At 36.2% G+C, this 18,623-nt stretch carries 20 protein-coding genes; all 20 read left to right on the plus strand.

Annotation, left to right across the window (positions count from 1 at the left end; all coding sequences use genetic code 11):
- Positions 1-3 precede the first annotated feature (3 nt).
- Positions 4-447, plus strand: a complete 444-nt coding sequence (fliJ, locus tag LCM23_RS20595; protein WP_224938601.1) for a flagellar export protein FliJ — start codon at positions 4-6, stop codon at positions 445-447.
- Positions 448-455: 8 nt separating this feature from the next.
- Positions 456-1,076 carry a MotE family protein gene (locus LCM23_RS20600; RefSeq protein WP_224938602.1) on the plus strand — a complete coding sequence of 207 codons (621 nt, stop codon included), beginning with the start codon at positions 456-458 and terminating at the stop codon, positions 1,074-1,076.
- 15 nt (positions 1,077-1,091) lie between these two features.
- On the plus strand, positions 1,092-2,399 hold the full coding sequence (locus tag LCM23_RS20605; RefSeq protein ID WP_224938603.1) for a flagellar hook-length control protein FliK: 1,308 nt from the start codon (positions 1,092-1,094) through the stop codon (positions 2,397-2,399).
- A gap of 12 nt (positions 2,400-2,411) precedes the next feature.
- A complete protein-coding gene (flgD, locus tag LCM23_RS20610; RefSeq protein WP_224938604.1) occupies positions 2,412-3,041 on the plus strand; it encodes a flagellar hook assembly protein FlgD in 630 nt (209 codons plus the stop codon).
- 41 nt (positions 3,042-3,082) lie between these two features.
- Complete coding sequence (locus tag LCM23_RS20615; protein WP_349773837.1) at positions 3,083-4,570, plus strand: flagellar hook protein FlgE; 1,488 nt, start codon at positions 3,083-3,085, stop codon at positions 4,568-4,570.
- A 43-nt stretch (positions 4,571-4,613) separates the two neighbouring features.
- On the plus strand, positions 4,614-4,838 hold the full coding sequence (locus tag LCM23_RS20620) for a flagellar FlbD family protein (protein ID WP_224938605.1): 225 nt from the start codon (positions 4,614-4,616) through the stop codon (positions 4,836-4,838).
- Positions 4,831-5,244 carry a flagellar basal body-associated protein FliL gene (gene fliL / locus LCM23_RS20625; protein ID WP_095369523.1) on the plus strand — a complete coding sequence of 138 codons (414 nt, stop codon included), beginning with the start codon at positions 4,831-4,833 and terminating at the stop codon, positions 5,242-5,244. The genes LCM23_RS20620 and fliL overlap by 8 nt, the downstream gene beginning before the upstream one ends.
- A 69-nt stretch (positions 5,245-5,313) precedes the next feature.
- Positions 5,314-6,309 (plus strand): flagellar motor switch protein FliM, encoded by a 996-nt coding sequence (gene fliM / locus LCM23_RS20630; protein WP_224938606.1) that lies wholly within the window; start codon positions 5,314-5,316, stop codon positions 6,307-6,309.
- Positions 6,302-7,516: a flagellar motor switch phosphatase FliY gene (gene fliY, locus LCM23_RS20635; protein ID WP_224938607.1), complete on the plus strand. Its 1,215-nt coding sequence runs from the start codon at positions 6,302-6,304 to the stop codon at positions 7,514-7,516. The genes fliM and fliY overlap by 8 nt, the downstream gene beginning before the upstream one ends.
- A gap of 17 nt (positions 7,517-7,533) precedes the next feature.
- Positions 7,534-7,899 carry a response regulator gene (locus LCM23_RS20640; protein ID WP_095369520.1) on the plus strand — a complete coding sequence of 122 codons (366 nt, stop codon included), beginning with the start codon at positions 7,534-7,536 and terminating at the stop codon, positions 7,897-7,899.
- Between the two features lie 20 nt (positions 7,900-7,919).
- Positions 7,920-8,594, plus strand: a complete 675-nt coding sequence (locus LCM23_RS20645; protein ID WP_224938608.1) for a flagellar biosynthetic protein FliO — start codon at positions 7,920-7,922, stop codon at positions 8,592-8,594.
- Complete coding sequence (gene fliP, locus LCM23_RS20650) at positions 8,587-9,252, plus strand: flagellar type III secretion system pore protein FliP (protein WP_224938609.1); 666 nt, start codon at positions 8,587-8,589, stop codon at positions 9,250-9,252. Before LCM23_RS20645 ends, fliP begins: the two co-directional genes overlap by 8 nt.
- 19 nt (positions 9,253-9,271) lie before the next feature.
- A complete protein-coding gene (gene fliQ, locus LCM23_RS20655; RefSeq protein WP_095369517.1) occupies positions 9,272-9,541 on the plus strand; it encodes a flagellar biosynthesis protein FliQ in 270 nt (89 codons plus the stop codon).
- Between the two features lie 7 nt (positions 9,542-9,548).
- Positions 9,549-10,325, plus strand: coding sequence for a flagellar biosynthetic protein FliR (gene fliR, locus LCM23_RS20660; protein ID WP_224938610.1), 777 nt, complete (start codon positions 9,549-9,551; stop codon positions 10,323-10,325).
- A 3-nt stretch (positions 10,326-10,328) separates the two neighbouring features.
- Positions 10,329-11,414, plus strand: coding sequence for a flagellar biosynthesis protein FlhB (gene flhB, locus LCM23_RS20665; protein ID WP_224938611.1), 1,086 nt, complete (start codon positions 10,329-10,331; stop codon positions 11,412-11,414).
- A gap of 73 nt (positions 11,415-11,487) precedes the next feature.
- Positions 11,488-13,521 (plus strand): flagellar biosynthesis protein FlhA, encoded by a 2,034-nt coding sequence (flhA, locus tag LCM23_RS20670; protein WP_224938612.1) that lies wholly within the window; start codon positions 11,488-11,490, stop codon positions 13,519-13,521.
- Positions 13,521-14,651, plus strand: coding sequence for a flagellar biosynthesis protein FlhF (flhF, locus tag LCM23_RS20675; RefSeq protein WP_224938613.1), 1,131 nt, complete (start codon positions 13,521-13,523; stop codon positions 14,649-14,651). Before flhA ends, flhF begins: the two co-directional genes overlap by 1 nt.
- Positions 14,644-15,516: a MinD/ParA family protein gene (locus LCM23_RS20680; RefSeq protein ID WP_224938614.1), complete on the plus strand. Its 873-nt coding sequence runs from the start codon at positions 14,644-14,646 to the stop codon at positions 15,514-15,516. The genes flhF and LCM23_RS20680 overlap by 8 nt, the downstream gene beginning before the upstream one ends.
- Positions 15,516-16,601: a protein-glutamate methylesterase/protein-glutamine glutaminase gene (locus LCM23_RS20685; RefSeq protein ID WP_263624372.1), complete on the plus strand. Its 1,086-nt coding sequence runs from the start codon at positions 15,516-15,518 to the stop codon at positions 16,599-16,601. The genes LCM23_RS20680 and LCM23_RS20685 overlap by 1 nt, the downstream gene beginning before the upstream one ends.
- Positions 16,602-16,616: 15 nt before the next feature.
- Positions 16,617-18,620 (plus strand): chemotaxis protein CheA, encoded by a 2,004-nt coding sequence (locus LCM23_RS20690; protein WP_224938616.1) that lies wholly within the window; start codon positions 16,617-16,619, stop codon positions 18,618-18,620.
- Positions 18,621-18,623: the final 3 nt, after the last annotated feature.

Here is an 18,623-nt window from a genome sequence, read left to right on the forward strand (position 1 = left end):
CAAATGTCTTTTAAATATAAGTTCGAGAAAATTATGCATGTAAAAGAACGTGAAAAAGATGAAGCTTTGGATATTTATAATCAAGCGACGAGACGTTTTGAAGAAGCTGCGACCAAACTATATGATTTGCTAAAGAAAAAAGAAGATTTAGATAGATTGCAATCAGAAAGACTAGTTAGTGGTTTACAAGTAGTGGAAATGCGTTATCAGCAACAGTTTATTTCGAATTTAGAAAAGACAATTAGTCATTATCAAAAAAGAGTAATGAATGCCCGTACTCAAATGTACTATTATCAAGAAAAGCTTGCAGAAAAAATGACAGAGTACAAGAAATATGAAGTCATTAAAGATAAGAAGAAGATGCAATACGTATCAGAAATGAAGAGATTAGAAAATATTGAAATGGATGATATTTCAATCCAGCAATTTATCCATAAAGAACTTTAGGTGATAAGATGGAAAGTCACAAAGAGAAAAAGTCTAGACCGGTCATTAAGATATTTATGATCATTGCCACCACTTTAATTGGACTTATCGCAATTGGATTATTAATCCTAACTGTAAGTGGATATAACATTTTTGATGTGGCGAAAAAGTATGGTCAAAATGTTCCTGTTCTATCTACCCTTTTTGAAGAAGATCAAACAGAAATGATGCAAACAATGGAAAATAGACTGATCGAACTAGAGGCAGAGGTAAATGACCGTGAGGCAAGAATTGAGCAACTGCAAAATCAAGTAGAAAGTAAAGATAATGAATTAAATAAAGCAAACCAAGAAAAAACACGATTAGAGAATAGAGTAGACGAATTAGTTTTAATGAAAGAAGAGAATAAGCGGGCATTTAGTGACATTATTAAAACTTATGAAGAAATGGCTGCTAAAAAAGCTGCGCCTATTTTATCTAATATGAATGAAGAAGAAGCGGTGCGAATCCTGGCAGAGGTAAAACCTGAAGTACTTGCTGATATACTGGCAAAAATGGAACCAACAAAAGCTGCTTCATTTACAAGCCTGGTAACAGCGTCTGTAGAAAATACTTCTACCACAGATGACGATGAGAAAGCCGCTGAATAAAGAGGGAGATGTTTCATGGAACTCATGTCACTGTTACCTATAAGTAATAACCATCAATCTACTAAAGAAATATCAGCTAATGAGAAGATGGGTAAAGGCGATTTCGCTCAATTTTTAGGGAGTGTTCTGTCAAATGTGGAAACGGTCAGTCCGAATAGCGACGTCACGAAAGATACAGTTACAGAGCAAGATGATTTGCTATCTCTTCTCGGGGTATTAGAGTGGGAAGATTTGCCGGAAGAATGGCAACCGTTTATGTATATCGACTTACGTGATGAACCGCTTGTTGTAGAACAGGCTAGTCAGTTATTAAACATTGAAGAAGAAGAGATGGAATTGATTTTTACTCATATCCAGTCATTGTTGACAAATCAAGCTAATATTTCTACAGATCTTCAAACGACAGAAGCTCGAGAGAATTTTCTTTCAAAGTTAGTTTCAGCAGTGGAAGGTGGACGTGCGCAAACGCAAACAACTGACCTTATCACTCAGAACAAAGCCGTCTTCCAAACAATAAAGCTTGTACAAATGATGAATCAACAAACAGAACCATCACCATTTAATCAACAACAATTAGCTGGTCTCGTAAAAGACATCGTGAAAATACTAGAAAACGAAGCAGTAGTACCGATACCTCAATCCATTTCTTTAAAAGCCCAAGAGGCACAACTTCGAACACAACAGTTGGTCAATCATTCACCACTAAGCATGACGTTAATAAATAGTGAGCAGAAGCAAATGGAAACAGAAGTGGAAATACGAGCAACAATTAGTAAAGGAATAGAGGATCAAAATCTGGACATTAAGACTGTGCAAGTTCCTACAAATCCGGTTGCAATCTCTAAGAACGATACTTTACAGTTGCATATTCCACAAAATGGAAAACCAATTCCGGCAGAACAATTAGTAAAACAGTTTGAGAATACCTTATCTCGTGCCAAATTTACGACGGTTAATGGAATACAAAAACTGAGCATACAACTCACACCAGAACATTTAGGCACATTGAAGATAGAAATTGTCCAAAAAGATCAAGTGATGATTGCTAGAATTATTGCAAGTACACAGGCAGCCAAAGATGCATTTGAATCTAGCGCACAAACTCTCAGACAAGCATTTCATACACAAAATATCAATGTCGATAAGATCGAAATTTATCAAACCTCATTAGAACAAAAGCATGCAGAGGAATCGTTCAATCAAAGAGAGAAGAATCAACCAAATCAAGATGGTGATGGTCATAACGGCAGAGATGAACAAGAGACTAAAGCAACCTCTTTCTTCGATGAATTAGAAGCAGAATTATTAAATCTAAAGGTTTAGGTGGTACGTTATATGACAAACAGTATTGATTCTTCTTTATTGCTATCACAATCACAAGCAGCCAATACCAGTAATAGCAATACATTAGGTAAAGATGACTTTTTAAAACTATTAATGGTTCAACTTCAAAATCAAGACCCAACAAGCCCGATGGATGATAAAGAATTCATTTCACAAATGGCTCAGTTTTCTTCTTTAGAACAAATGACTAATCTGACAACAAGTATGGAAGAAATGATCAACATTCAAGAGCAGAACCAATTACTATCTTATTCTCATTTTGTAGGTAAAGAGATTACTTGGCATAAATTAAATACTAATGAGGCTAATGTGGAAGTTGATCAAGGAACTGGAAAAGTTGCTTCCATACAGTTCAAAGATTCTACTGTCACATTTATTCTTGAAGATGGAACCGAGTTATCACCAAGTAATATTTCTGAACTAAATCAGCCAACGATTGATGAGAATACATTAGTTCAATCTAGTTTATTAATCGGAAAAGAAATTACTTATCAGGATGATCAAGGGGAAAATCAAATAGCTAAAGTGGAGTCAGTGTCCTTTAAAGATGGACAAACATATTTTCATATTTCAGGTTCTGAAAAATTAATTACCCCTCAGCAAATTATGAAAATTGAATAAAAGCGAAATGATATATTTGATGATTTAAAGGAGGAAATGCAATGTTACGCTCAATGTATTCAGGGATCAGTGGAATGAAGAATTTTCAAACAAAATTAGATGTAATTGGTAATAATATCGCCAATGTTAATACTGCCGGTTTTAAGAAGAGTAGAGTGACATTTAAAGATGCAATGAATCAAATGGTGGCTGGTCCATCCTCGCCGACAGAATTACGTGGGGGGCGAAATGCAACACAAGTTGGCCTAGGGTCTACTTTGGCTACTATCGATGTTATTCACTCTGGATCGAGTATGCAAACGACCGGTAGAGCATTGGATTTAGGCATTGAAGGAGATGGTTACTTTATCGTTCAGCAAGGCGGCGCCCAGTATTATACGCGCGCAGGTAATTTTTATTTGGATGATGATGGCAGTCTAGTGAATAGTGAGGGTTTAAAAGTACAGGCATATAATAGCAACGGTGTATTAGGTGATGTGGTTGTAAATGTGAATGCCACCCTTCCTTCAGTAACAACAGAATCAATCACTATCCAAGGAAATCTAGCAAAAGATGCGAATGTTGGAACGGTATTCAATCAACAAATAAAAACAATTGACAGTAATGGCAATGCCCATGCGTCAACTGTGTACTTTAAAAAGGTGGGCGAAAATAGCTGGGGTGTCTTTTTTGATGAAGAGCCAAAACCATCTTCTGTTGGTACAATCACAAGTTCAAATGAAGACGCTGGAAATATTAGTGTGAAAAATCCAGAAGGTTACAAGGGGACACAAACAGGAGAATGGGAAGTTGAGTTAAATAATGATGTATATACGATTTCAACACCTGATGGTGAGGTAACTGTAGATGCTTCTGCAGTGGAGAATGGCGTCTTATCTGCCCATGGCTTACAAATTGATGTATCAAATGTGAAAGAAAATGGTACTTGGACGTTTAATGTTACGGCACCCACCCAACCTGAGGATAATCTTACATTAAGCTTTGATGCCAATGGACAAATCGTAGGTGCTGATGCGTTAAAAGAAGGCATTAGAATACCAGTTCCTTCAGGTGTAACAGATAATATGGCAACGGCTGAAGATGAAAGTCAATTATTAGTTAATCTTGATTTTTCTGCACTTACACAAGTAGAAGGAGCATCGAATGCCAATGTATTCCCTGATGGTTATACGGAAGGGAAACTGGAAAGCTTTAACATTGGTGCATCTGGTGAAATTAATGGTGTCTATTCAAATGGTCTTATCGATATTCTTGGAACGATCGCTTTAGCCAAATTTAGCAATAGCTCAGGGTTAACAAAAGCTGGTAATAACCTTTATCAAGCTTCTGCCAACTCAGGTGTGGCTAATATTGGTATGGCAGGTGACGGAAGAGGGAGCTTAGCAGCAGGATCACTTGAAATGTCTAATGTTGATTTATCAGAAGAATTTACTGAAATGATTACTGCCCAAAGAGGCTTCCAAGCAAATACAAGAATTATTACGACGTCTGATGAGATCCTTCAAGAACTAGTTAACTTGAAACGTTAAAAAGGGAGGTTTAGGCAAGCTTAGGTTTGCCTATTACAATAAATTGATAAAATTATCGAGATTAAATGGTCAATCGTTTAGGTTAAATGCGTTTTATATCGAAACAGTCGAATCATTTCCTGATACAACAATCACACTTACCAATGGTAAAAAGTATGTTGTGAAGGAAAATGAATTAGAAGTAGTGGAAAGGATTCAGCAGTTCTACCAGGCTGTTGGTATGATTAAAGCTCATTCTATGTGGGAGGAGAACGGTGAAGATGAATAAAAAATGGCTCATCGTTGGAATTCTGTCATTGTTACTAGTTATTAGTGGTTCGTTATTTTACTTTACGGATGTATTTGCAAAGGATGCAAATGAGTCTTCTATTGATGATATTCTTGAACGCACTGTCTCTATTGACCAGATTACGACAAATCTAGCAAGTGACGATTATATACGGATATCTTTTACTATCCAAGTGGAGAGTAAAAAGGCGAAAGAAGAGTTAGAGAAAAGAGATTTCCAAGTGAAGAACTTAATGATCCAAGAGTTATCAGAAATGCAAGCAGATGATTTAAGAGGTAAAGATGGTCAACTATTATTACAGAAAAATTTAACAAAAAAAATAAATGACCTGATGGAATCGGGCAAAATTGAAAAAATCTATATAACTGAATCAATCCTCCAATAACATAATTGCTGACAGATTACTCATCTTTTAAAAATAAGAGTTTAATTCAAAGATATGGAGGTGACTTTTTTGCCAGGAGAAGTTTTATCGCAAAGTGAAATAGATGCGCTTCTATCAGCCCTTTCAACTGGAGAGATGGACGCTGATCAACTGAAAAAGGAACAGAGTGAGCGCAAAATTAAAACATATGATTTTAAACGTGCTCTTAGGTTCTCTAAAGATCAAATTAGAAGCATAACAAGGATTCATGAAAATTTTGCTCGGTTATTAACAACGTACTTTTCTGCACAATTAAGAACTTATGCGCAAATTTCAGTGACGTCTACTGATCAAATTCCATATGAAGAGTTTATTAGTTCTGTTCCAAAAATGACAATCCTTAATGTTTTCGATGTGCCACCACTTGATGGGAAAATATTGATCGAAGTAAATCCCAATATCGCATACGCATTAATGGATCGCATGATGGGTGGCAAAGGATCTAGCTTAAATAAAGTAGAAAACCTAACAGAGATAGAAACAAAAATTATGTCTAATACGTTTTCGAAAGCTTTTCTTCTCTTGAAAGAGGCTTGGAGTAATGTAATAGACATCGAGCCAAGTTATGCAGATTTTGAAGTCAATCCTCAATTCTTGCAGATGGTCTCACCTAATGAAACAGTTGTCGTAATATCTCTCACTGCCACAATAGGCGAGGCGAGTGGAATGATTAACATTTGTATCCCGCATGTGGCATTAGAAGCCATTATGCCAAAGTTATCAGTAAGATATTGGATTGAATCAGATGTAAAGAACAGAGAGCCTGAAGAGATAGAACGATTAACAAAGAATATTGAGATGGCCAGTATTCCCGTTGTCTGTGAATTAGGATCGACGGATATTAATATTGAAGATTTCTTAGATTTAACAATTGGTGATGTGATTGAGTTGGATCAGGGCATTAACGAACCGATGCAGATTAAAGTTGGCGAAATTCAAAAATTCACAGGACAACCTGGGAAAGTCCATAAAAAAATGGCTGTACAAATTTTGGATTTTGTGAAAGGAGAAGAAGAAAATGAGTAATGATATGCTTTCACAAGATGAAATTGATGCATTGTTAAAAGGAACGGGAGACGAGAACGAAACATTTTTTCGTTCTGCTCCAGAAGAGCAAGACAAAGGGCAAGAACTAACGCTTATTGAACAAGATGCTCTTGGAGAAATAGGTAATATTTCATTTGGTAGTTCGACGACAGCTTTGTCTACGTTATTAAATCAGAAGGTAGAAATAACGACTCCTTCTGTTTCTGTTATTGAATATGATAAATTAATCGAAGAATTCCCCCATCCTTATGTTGCCATTAAGGTGAATTATACAGAAGGGTTCAAGGGAACGAATATTCTTGTTATTAATCAACATGATGCATCAATCATTGCCGATTTGATGCTTGGTGGTGATGGAAGTCAACCATCGCCAGATATGGGAGATATTCATTTAAGTGCGGTGCAAGAAGCAATGAATCAAATGATGGGCTCAGCTGCTACTTCAATGTCCACTATTTTTGGGAAAAGGGTGGATATATCACCTCCGACAATTGATATACTTAATTTAACGACAGGTGAAGGGGCAGAAACGATTCCTAGGGAAGATCCTCTAGTGAAAATCTCTTTTCGCATCATCATTGGTCAATTAATTGATTCTCATATTATGCAAGTATTACCTTATCACTTTGCCAAAAGCTTAGTGAAGGAGTTATTACAAACAACAGCTGAAGAACAAAGTGACAAGGAAATGGAACAACAAAAAGCAAATGTTGTTCAACCGCAAGAGATTGCACAGATGAAAGAGACAAGCTCATCTTTAACAATGAGTGATATGTCTCATAGCTCTACTGAGAATGGTGATACATATAGTCAGCCTAATGATTATCAACAACCAACTGAGCCAATGCAAAAACAAGTGGCACAGGCGCAGATTCAGCCGGCCAACTTTTTAGAGTTTGGTTCGCAACAACCAGCTGAAAAGCAAACGAATAATTTGGATATGCTCTTAGACATACCTTTGCAGCTAACAGTCGAATTAGGACGTACCAAAAGATCTGTAAGAGAAATTTTAGATATGACGCAAGGGTCAATTATTGAATTAGATAAATTGGCAGGCGAACCAGTAGATATTTTAATAAATAGTAGATTAATAGCAAAAGGTGAAGTGGTTGTAATAGATGAAAACTTCGGTGTAAGGGTCACTTCAATAATCAGTCAACAAGATCGTCTTAAAAAGTTAAGGTAACCAAGGAGGAATAGAAAATGTCTCAAAAAATATTAATTGTCGATGACGCAGCTTTTATGAGAATGATGATTAAAGATATATTGGTGAAAAATGGTTTTGAGGTTGTAGGTGAGGCAGCAGATGGTTTACAAGCCGTTGAAAAGTACAAAGAAACAATGCCTGATTTAGTTACAATGGATATTACCATGCCGGAAATGGACGGAATCACAGCATTAAAGGAAATCAAAAAGATTAATAGTCAAGCTAAGATTATTATGTGTTCTGCTATGGGACAGCAGGCGATGGTGATCGATGCCATTCAAGCAGGTGCAAAAGATTTTATTGTTAAACCATTTCAAGCAGATAGGGTTATCGAGGCGATTTCAAAAACATTGAATCAATAAGCCGTAAGAAGTGAGATGTAATGAACATGTATAAACAAGTAATAGGAAGAATATGTCTACTAACCATTTCCTGCTTATTTTTGACGCAGTTACTTCATGTGACTGCGTCAGCTGAATCTAGAAGTGTTGAGGAAATGGTGAAGGATGAGGAAAAATCCGCAGAGAAAAATGAGGTTGAACCAAATATACACTCAGAAGAAATAACAGCAGACACTGCGGAAGTCGGGTTAAACGCTTGGGATTTTATTCAGATGATTTTTGCTACAGTGTTTGTTGTTGGATTGTTATATGGATTGTTAAAGTTTGTTAATAAAAAGAGCCGCTCTTATAAATCAACCAATGTCGTTAATCACCTTGGTGGGACTGCCTTAGGTCAAAATCGCTCGGTGCAAGTCGTCAAAATAGGTGAAAAAGTGTATATACTAGGCGTTGGTGAAAATGTACAACTCATCAGTGAGGTCGCTGATAAAGAAGAGCGGGATACTTTATTAAAAAATTATGAAGAACAAGGCGACCAGTCATTGCCAGCAAAACAGTTTCTTACTCAACCTTTCAAGATAATGAAGAAGTCGAAAAGTGAACAAGTTAAGAACCAATCGTTTCAAGATATTCTTAGTAAACAACTGGCAGATATGAAAAAAAAACGTTCCGACCAACTTGAAAACTTGAAGAAAGGTAATCACGAACATGAATGAAGTAATGGAGATATTTAATAACAGTTCACCCGATAATATTTCAACATCTATTAAACTGTTACTAATGTTAACGGTACTTTCTTTAGCGCCAAGTATTTTAATATTAATGACATGCTTTACGCGTATCGTGATTGTTCTCTCTTTCGTTAGGACGGCATTAGCTACTCAATCTATGCCTCCCAATCAAGTGATAATTGGACTTGCCTTATTTTTAACTTTTTTTGTGATGGCGCCTACTTTTCATGAGGTTAACGAACAAGCATTATCACCCCTATTCAATGAAGAAATTGATCTAGAGGAAGCATATGATAGAGCTTCCCTTCCCTTAAAAGAGTTTATGAGTGCTCATACGAGAGAAAAGGATCTACAGCTATTTCTAGATTATTCAGGAGCTGAAAAGCCTTCTTCTATCGAGGAGATTCCATTAACAGCACTAGTGCCAGCATTTGCTATTAGTGAAATTAAAACAGCCTTCCAGATTGGTTTTATGATTTTTATTCCTTTTCTAGTCATTGATATGGTCGTAGCCAGTGTATTAATGTCGATGGGAATGATGATGCTTCCACCTGTAATGATCTCATTACCTTTTAAGATTTTATTGTTCGTGTTAGTTGACGGTTGGTATTTAGTAGTGAAATCACTACTACAAAGTTTTTAAGTAAGGGAATGTTAGAGAAATGACTTCGGAAACCGTAATTTCAATCGCCGAGCAGGGGATAATGGCAGTACTAATTGTATGCGGACCATTATTATTACTAGCCTTAGTGGTCGGCTTAATTGTGAGTATCTTTCAAGCAACAACACAAATTCAAGAACAGACGCTAGCATTTGTGCCAAAGATTGTCGCTGTGTTAGTTGGTATAGTCGTCTTTGGACCATGGATGTTAAATTATATGGTTAGCTATACGAGTGATATTCTTTCTAATTTAACAAGGTATATAGGTTAAAGTTATTATGCAAGAATTATTCAACTATTTTCCAAGTTTCCTATTAGTATTTGTAAGAATTACTTCATTTTTTGTGATGATGCCGATTTTTTCATATAGGAATGTTCCTAATACAATGAAAATAGGGCTTGGCTTTTTTATTGCATGGATTATGGTATTTACACTCGATTTACCATTACTTGAAATAGACAATATGTATATTTTTCTCATTCTTAAAGAAGCATTGGTTGGTTTGTTTATCGGCTTTCTTGCTTATTTATTATTATCGGCGATTCAAACAGCAGGTGGCTTTATCGACTTTCAAATGGGTTTTGCGCTAGCGAATGTCATTGATCCACAAACTGGTGCACAAAGTCCGCTAACGGGTCAATTTTTATACATTATCTCACTTCTATTTCTATTATCGGTCAATGGTCATCATTTATTATTAGACGGAATCTTCTATAGTTATCAATATGTGCCACTAGATCAACCGTGGATTGCGTTTGGAAATGCTAATATGGCTGAATATATGGTGAAAGCTTTTAGTAGAATGTTTGTTATTGCCTTTCAAATGGCTATTCCCGTTGTCAGCTGTTTATTTCTTGTTGATGTGGCATTAGGGATTCTCGCTCGAACTTTCCCTCAGCTAAACGTTTTTGTTGTCGGGTTACCGTTGAAAATTGGTGTAAGCTTCATCATCTTATTTATTGTGATGGGTGTGATGATGTTAGTTGTATCAAAACTGTTTGAAGAAATGTTGTATTTCTTACGAGGCTTGATGAACTTGATGGGAGGGGCATAAAAAATGTTTCTCACACTCGATTTACAGCTTTTTGCTGGAGAAAAGACAGAGAAAGCAACACCGAAAAAGAAACAAGATAATCGTAAGAAGGGGCAAGTTGCAAAAAGCCAAGATGTAAATACCGCTATTATGTTACTAGCTGTTTTTATGTTCTTTTTCTTTGCCGCAGATTTTCTGCAAACTTCCATCATCACAATGCTTGAGCATTCTTTTAATGAATATTTATTACTTGATGTAACGGAAGCATCTGTTTTTAAGATTTTATTGGACATCTTAAAAGAACTAATTATGATTGTCGGCCCAATTATGATAGTGGCCCTTATCGCAGGAATCATTGCAAATTATATACAAGTTGGCGTGTTATTTACGACAAAACCAGTTGAACCGAAGCTTGAGAAGTTAGATCCGATTAAAGGCTTTAAGAGGATTTTTTCTCTCCGAGCCATCGTTGAATTGTTAAAATCGATTCTTAAAATTAGTATCATTGGCGTCGTTGTTTTTTCGATTTTGTGGTTAAGAATTGACGAGATTCTCATTCTTTCACAAAAAACAATAGGGGCTGCAATGAAAACAGTCATTGATTTAACCATCCAAATGGGGATATTTGCTTCCTTAGCGTTATTGGTTCTAGCAATATTAGATTATTTATACCAAAAATATGATTATGAAAAGAATTTACGAATGTCAAAGCAAGATATAAAAGATGAACATAAAAGTTCGGAGGGAGACCCTTTAATTAAATCTAAAATTAAGCAAAGGCAGAGGGAGATGGCGACAAGAAGAATGATGCAAGAAGTGCCAAAAGCAGATGTCATCATTACCAATCCCACTCACTATGCTATCTGTTTGAAATATGATGAGTCGAAAGCAGACGCACCTATTCTTACAGCTAAAGGGGTCGACCATGTCGCACAGAAAATAAAATTAATCGCTAATGAACATAAAGTAATCATGGTAGAGAATAGACCGCTTGCTAGAGGCCTTTATGATCAAGTTGATATTGGCGAGAGTATACCTGAAGAGTTTTTTAAAGCGGTTGCTGAAGTTTTAGCTTATGTATATAAAGTGAAAAACCAATTGGAGAAATGATAACTATTAAAAATAACCATCTATCAAAAGATGGAGAGATAGATTGTTTTATATATCGTTAGGAGAGAATCAGATGGCTGTAAAAGATTTATCGGTGTTGTTGAGCGTTATTCTAATTGTTGCTATGCTCATCATTCCTTTTCCCCATTGGCTATTAAGTATTTTAATTATCATTAATATGGCGCTCGCACTTATGGTTTTACTCATGGCCATGAGTATGAAGGAAGCACTGGAATTTTCTATATTTCCATCGCTTGTTCTTTTAATGACTTTATTTCGCATCGGGTTGAATGTCTCTACGATGCGTGCCATCCTTTCCGAAGGTGATGCGGGAAAAGTGGTTGAAACATTTGGTTCCTTTGTTACTGGAGGTAACGTAATCGTCGGTTTAGTTGTGTTCATCATTCTCGTTATCGTTCAGTTTATTGTTATTACAAAAGGGACTGAGCGGGTTTCTGAGGTTGCAGCAAGATTTACTTTGGATGCAATGCCTGGAAAGCAAATGAGTATTGATGCAGATTTAAATGCTGGGATGATCTCTGAACAAGATGCTAGAAATCGTCGTGAAAAAATCGGGCGGGAAGCAGATTTCTATGGAGCGATGGATGGTGCAAGTAAATTTGTAAAAGGCGATGCCATTGCGTCAATTATTATAACATTAATAAATTTAATCGTTGGAATTATCATTGGTGTCACGCAATTAGGTTTACCAATAGGAGAGGCTGCCACTCATTTTTCTATGTTAACAATTGGTGATGGATTAGTGAGCCAAATACCAGCTCTTCTAATGTCTACTGCTACTGGTTTAGTTGTCACTAGGTCAGCTTCAGAGGGGAATATTGGATCAGATATAACTGGGCAATTATTTTCATATCCTAAAATGCTCTATATTACCGGCGCGACTATTCTTTTCTTAGGTGTGTTTACACCGATTGGATTGTTATTAACACTTCCTATCGCAGGCTTGTTAATAGCAGGTGGGTATTTTATTTCTAAAACACCAGCACCTGACAAAGAACAATTACAAGAAATTGAAGAAGAAGTGCAAACAGATGAAATGAAAAGCCCTGAGAGTGTGATTAATCTATTAAATGTTGATCCGATAGAATTTGAATTTGGCTATGGGCTTATCCCACTAGCAGATGGGAATCAAGGTGGCGATTTACTTGATCGAATCGTTATGATTAGAAGGCAATTAGCCATAGAGTTAGGAATTATCATCCCTGTCGTTCGCATTAGAGATAATATTCAATTACAACCTAATGAGTATCGACTCAAAATAAAAGGGAATGTCATGGCCAAAGGGGAGCTTTTGTTAGATCATTATCTAGCCATGAGTCCAGGTGTAGAGGAAGATTCTATTGAAGGAATTGACACAATCGAACCCTCATTTGGCTTACCAGCTAAATGGATTAATGAAGACACGAAAGAGCAAGCTGAAATTTACGGTTATACCGTTGTTGATCCCCCCTCAGTTGTGTCCACTCATTTAACTGAAGTGATTAAAAATAATGCTCATGAGTTAATAGGTCGTCAAGAAACGAAGCAATTAATCGATCATTTACAATCAAGTTATCCTATATTGGTGGAAGAAGTCACACCGACGCCTTTAACAACGGGAGATATTCAAAAAGTGCTGGCGAAATTACTTAGAGAAAACATCTCTATTAAGAATCTACCAGTGATATTTGAAAGTTTAGCAGATACTGTTAGATCGACAACTGATACAGATTTATTAACGGAGTATGTTCGCCAAGCACTTGCTAGGCAAATCACCGATCAATTTCATGATGAAGGTGAATCGTTAAAAGTGATTACTTTATCTGGAAAAGTAGAAAAGATTATTGCTGATGGGATTCAGCAAACAGAACAGGGGCGTTTTTTATCGGTAGATCCGACACAAACACAAACGATTTTAGAGTCTCTCGCAAACCAAATCGAACAAAGCTCTATGTTGAATCATACACCAGTGGTCTTATGTTCACCTGCTGTTCGTTTATATGTAAGACAATTGACGGAAAGGTATTTTCCTCAAGTGCCTATTCTCTCTTACAATGAGATTGAAGCTAATGCAGAAGTACAAAGCGTTGGAGTGGTGAATCTATAATGAAAGTGAAAAAATTTACTGTTAATACAATGGCAGAAGGATTAGAGAGAATACGTAAAGATTTAGGACCAGATGCCATGATCTTACAGACGAAAAAAACTAAAAAAGCAACGGGATTTCTCGGTCTCTTTAAAAAGGAGCAACTAGAGATTATGGCAGGTGTCGACCCTGAGGCAAAGCAGCATAAATCTGATCAACCACCAGCCTTTCATACGCAGACTTCTTCAAGTGAGTTAGAGAATATGCAACAAATAATTACGCAGTTGAATGAAGTAAAAGGGCTAATGAAAGAAAAGTCAGACAATTTACATAGGCAAACTGAAATCGTGCCAACAGATGTTAAAACAATGATTGAACGATTACACCATTTGGAATTGCCAGCATTTCTTATAAGTGAGATGACAGACCATCTATTATCGAGATGGTATAAAGAATCAGAGCAATTACGTGATAGCAAGGTGACAGAATGGATAGAAGAATATCTGACTAGTAAACTAGAAGGTATTTCATTTGGCGGTATTACTTTTAATAATAAATTAATTAAACTGGTAGGTCCAACAGGGGTTGGGAAAACAACTACCATTGCTAAACTGGCTGCTGAAGCGGTATTAAAGCATAAGAAACAGGTAGCATTTATTACAACTGATACGTATCGTATTGCTGCTATTGAGCAATTAAGAACATATGCCGATATTTTCCATGCACCTCTAGAGGTTTGCTATTCTGCTGAAGATTATCAACATGCAGTAGAGAAGTTTGCTCATTACGATGTGATATTTATAGATACAGCAGGAAGGAATTATCGTCTCGAGGAAAATATAAAGGAGCTTTCCTCTGTAACAAAAGCCACTGATTCTCCGACTGAGACGTTCCTAGTGCTGTCACTTACTGCAAAAGTAGAAGATATGAAAGAGATCTATGAGCAATTTACCAAAATGGACATTGACCGTTTCCTATTTACTAAAATAGATGAAACAAGCAACCTAAATGCACTAGGAGAAATGGTATTTCGTTTTCAAAAAGGGATTGCTTATATGACAAATGGACAAGAAGTACCCGAAGACTTGCAAGAGATGACAAAGGAGAAATTTTTGAATATCGTTCTCAAAAAGGATTCGGCTTATGTATGATCAAGCAGCTAAACTACGTGATCATTTAAGGAATAATCAACCCTTTATCAATCAAGAAGGTCGTGTCATCTCTGTGATTAGTGGTAAAGGGGGCGTGGGGAAGTCAAATATATCCTTGAATCTATCCATTTTATTGAAAGAGCAACAGAAGAAAGTCTTGTTAATTGACATGGATATAGGTATGGGGAATCAAGATATTCTAATCGGTCGTTCTTTTCCGTTTACTTTAGCTGATTATTTTCATGAAAAGCGCTCATTCTATGAGTTAATAGAAAAGGGGCCATTAGGTATTGATATGATTGCCGGTGGTTCAGGACTCTCAAATATATTGCAACTGGATAAACAAAAGGTGGAAAACTTCCTTGATGATTTAAGTGTCGTTTTAAGGACATATGATTTCATCATTTTAGATATGGGAGCAGGGATGAGTTTGGAAGCTGTTTCATTTATTTCATCTTCTAAAGAAGTGATCGTTGTTACAACACCAGAGCCTCCAGCTATAATGGATGCTTACGGTGCGATAAAACAAATTGCCCGAAATCAGTCGGATGTTCAATTTTCAATGATTATGAATCGCGTTGATGAAATACAGCAAGCTGGTGAAGCATACGAACGTATTTCGGCAGTAGTCAAGAAGTTCTTACAATTGGAAATTGTATATTTAGGATGTGTGTTTGAAGATAAAAAAGTGAAAAAAGCCGTTCAACACCAAGTCCCTTTTGTCCAATTGGATCGACAAGGACAAGCTGCTAAACAATTAGCACTCATTACTTCTCAATTATTAAATGAAATAGAAGGAGTGGAACAAGGAAGCAGTACTTCTTTTATCCAGCGTTTAAAACATTTGCTTTTAAGTAGGAGGTGATGGGTGTGAGTAAGATAAAGGTAGTTGTAATTGATGACTCAGCATTTATGAGAAAGCTAATTACCGATTTTTTATCTGGAGATCCACTAATAGAAGTAATAGGTGTAGCGAGGAATGGGGAAGAGGGCGTCCGTGAAGTGATTCAAAAACAGCCTGATGTCGTTACACTAGATATTGAAATGCCTATTATGAATGGACTTGAGGCGCTGCAAAAAATAATGGCAAATAAACCTCTACCAGTTATCATGTTATCTAGTGCCGCGAAAGTAAGTACAGATCATACGATACTAGCATTTAAATATGGCGCATTTGATTTTATAGAAAAGCCATCGGGTCCAATTTCCTTAGATTTATATAAAATCAAGCATGATTTAATAGAAAAAGTGAAAATAGCCCGACAAACAAACATGAAATCGTTAATTAGTCCTATAAATCAACCCCATAAAAACATAAAAACATCTGCTGTTTATAGTAATATAGAACTAAAGGGTGAGCATTTAGTATTAAGAGAGAAAAAACCTTTACTCGTTACAATTGCTGCATCAACAGGAGGGCCAAGAGCCATTCAATCTATTTTACAAAGTTTTCCGCAAGATATAAATGCAACAATACTGATTGTTCAACATATGCCACCGTATTTCACCCATTCATTAGCAAACCGATTGAATCAAATGACTCATATTACGGTGAAAGAAGTAGAAGATGGAGAAAAGTTGGAGAAAGGTGTGGCTTATATTGCTAAAGGCGGCTTACATTTTACTATAAATCAAAAAGGCAGTTTTCTTTTCGCTCATTTATTACCACCGGAGAAAAAAGTGGGGCATTGTCCATCTGCCGATATGCTATTTGCTTCATTTAGTGAATTGCAGGGCTATAGACAGGTAGCTGTCGTATTGACCGGAATGGGCGTAGATGGAAAAAAGGGAGCACAAAAGTTAAAAGAGAAAACGAAAACAACAATTATTGCCGAATCGAAAGAAACAGCCATCGTTTACGGGATGCCAAAAGCGATAGTTGATAATGGATTAGCTGATGAAGTGGTAGAGTTACAAAATGTCTCATCTACAATCTTGAAGTATGTTTAATGGAGGTGTCCTTAGATGGAAATGAACCAATATTTAGATCTTTTTATTGAAGAAAGTAAAGAACATCTACAAAATTGTAATGATTTGCTGCTTAAATTAGAGCAAAGTCCAGAGGATTTATTCATTGTTAATGAAATTTTTCGCTCTGCTCATACTTTAAAAGGCATGTCAGCTACGATGGAGTTTAATGATCTAGCCCAATTAACTCATCAAATGGAGAACGTGTTAGATCTTATTCGTAATGAGAAATTAGCTGTATCTTCACAAGTACTTGATATATTATTTTTAGCAGCTGATTACTTAGAAGAAATGGTAGAATCTATTGCCAGTGGAGGCAATGGACAATTGAATGTAGAGACTGTAGTGAAACAATTGCAAAGCTTGGATGGCAAAGAACAGCTTGAGAATGTAAATGCACCGGAAACTGTGCAATTTGGGAAGCTGACCTACGATGATTATGAATGGACTGTATTAAGTCAATCAAAAGATACCGATTATCACCCCTTTGAAGTGACGGTGCAATTACATAAAGATTGTTTATTAAAAGCAGTTCGAGTGTTTATGGTTTTTGAAACACTAGAGAAAAATGGAGAAATCATTAAATCGCACCCTCAGGCAACTGCTCTTGAAGAGGAACAATTTGACTTTGAGTTTACAGTAACTATTCTCTCTTCTAATACAAAAGAAGAGATTGAAATGGAACTGTTGAAAATATCTGAAATCGACGCTGTCGAAATCATAGCGATAGATTTGTCTCAGGCAAGTGAAGAAGCGGCGGTAGCTGTAGAACAAGTGGTATTGCCTACAGAAAAAGAGGTTGAAGTAACACAGCAACAGACTTCATCATTCAAACAGCAGAGCAAACATGCAACGAAAACGATTAGGGTAAACATTGAACGACTAGATATCTTAATGAATTTATTTGAGGAATTGGTGATAGATAGAGGACGTCTACTACAAATTTCACAAGATTTAGACCATCAAGGGTTACAAGAAACAGTTGAACATATGTCTCGTATTTCCGGAGATTTGCAAAATATAATTCTCAATATGAGGATGGTTCCAATTGATACAGTCTTCAATCGTTTTCCTAAAATGGTTAGACAACTGGCGAAAGATTTGCATAAGTCTGTCAACCTAGAGATTATTGGTGCCCAAACGGAATTAGATCGAACAGTCATTGATGAAATTGGTGATCCACTCGTTCATTTGATTAGAAATGCAATGGATCATGGAATTGAAAAGCCCGAAGAGCGTATAGCAAAAGGTAAGTCACAACAAGGAACAATTATCTTGAAGGCTTACCATAGTGGAAATCATATTTTCATAGAAATAACGGATGATGGGGCAGGAATAAATAAAGACAATGTGTGTCGAAAAGCCATTTCTAAAGGGATTATTAAAGAAGAAGAGATCGCTTCTATGGAAGATCAAGATATTTATCAGCTTATTTTTTCATCAGGTTTTTCTACAGCTAAGGAAATTTCCGATGTTTCGGGCAGAGGCGTCGGTTTAGATGTTGTGAAAAGTACAATTGAATCATTAGGTGGATATGTTACGATTCAGTCTAATGAAGGAAACGGCTCAACCTTTTCTATTCAATTACCTTTAACCCTTTCAATTATTTCCGCTATGTTAGTAGAAGTAGAAAATGAAAAGTATGCTATTCCTTTATCGTCAATTATTGAAACAGCAATTATAAAAAAAGCTGACATTATGAAAACACATAATCAGCAAGTAATCGATTTTAGAGGTAAAGTCGTTCCGCTCGTTTCTTTACAATCTATTTTTGAAGTGAATGATGAAAGTGAAGAAATACCAGAGACGCTTTCAGTTGTTATTGTTCGAAAAGGAGAAAAGCTGGCTGCATTAATCGTGAGTTCTTTTATCGGGCAACAAGAGATTGTACTGAAATCATTAGGTGATTATTTAACGAATGTTTTTGCCATATCGGGTGCGACAATATTAGGCGATGGACAAGTAGCGCTAATTATTGATTGTAATGAGTTGATAAAATAATAG

It is taken from the genome of Cytobacillus kochii (assembly GCF_020171845.1).
Taxonomy (GTDB): Bacteria; Bacillota; Bacilli; order Bacillales; family Cytobacillaceae; genus Cytobacillus; species Cytobacillus kochii.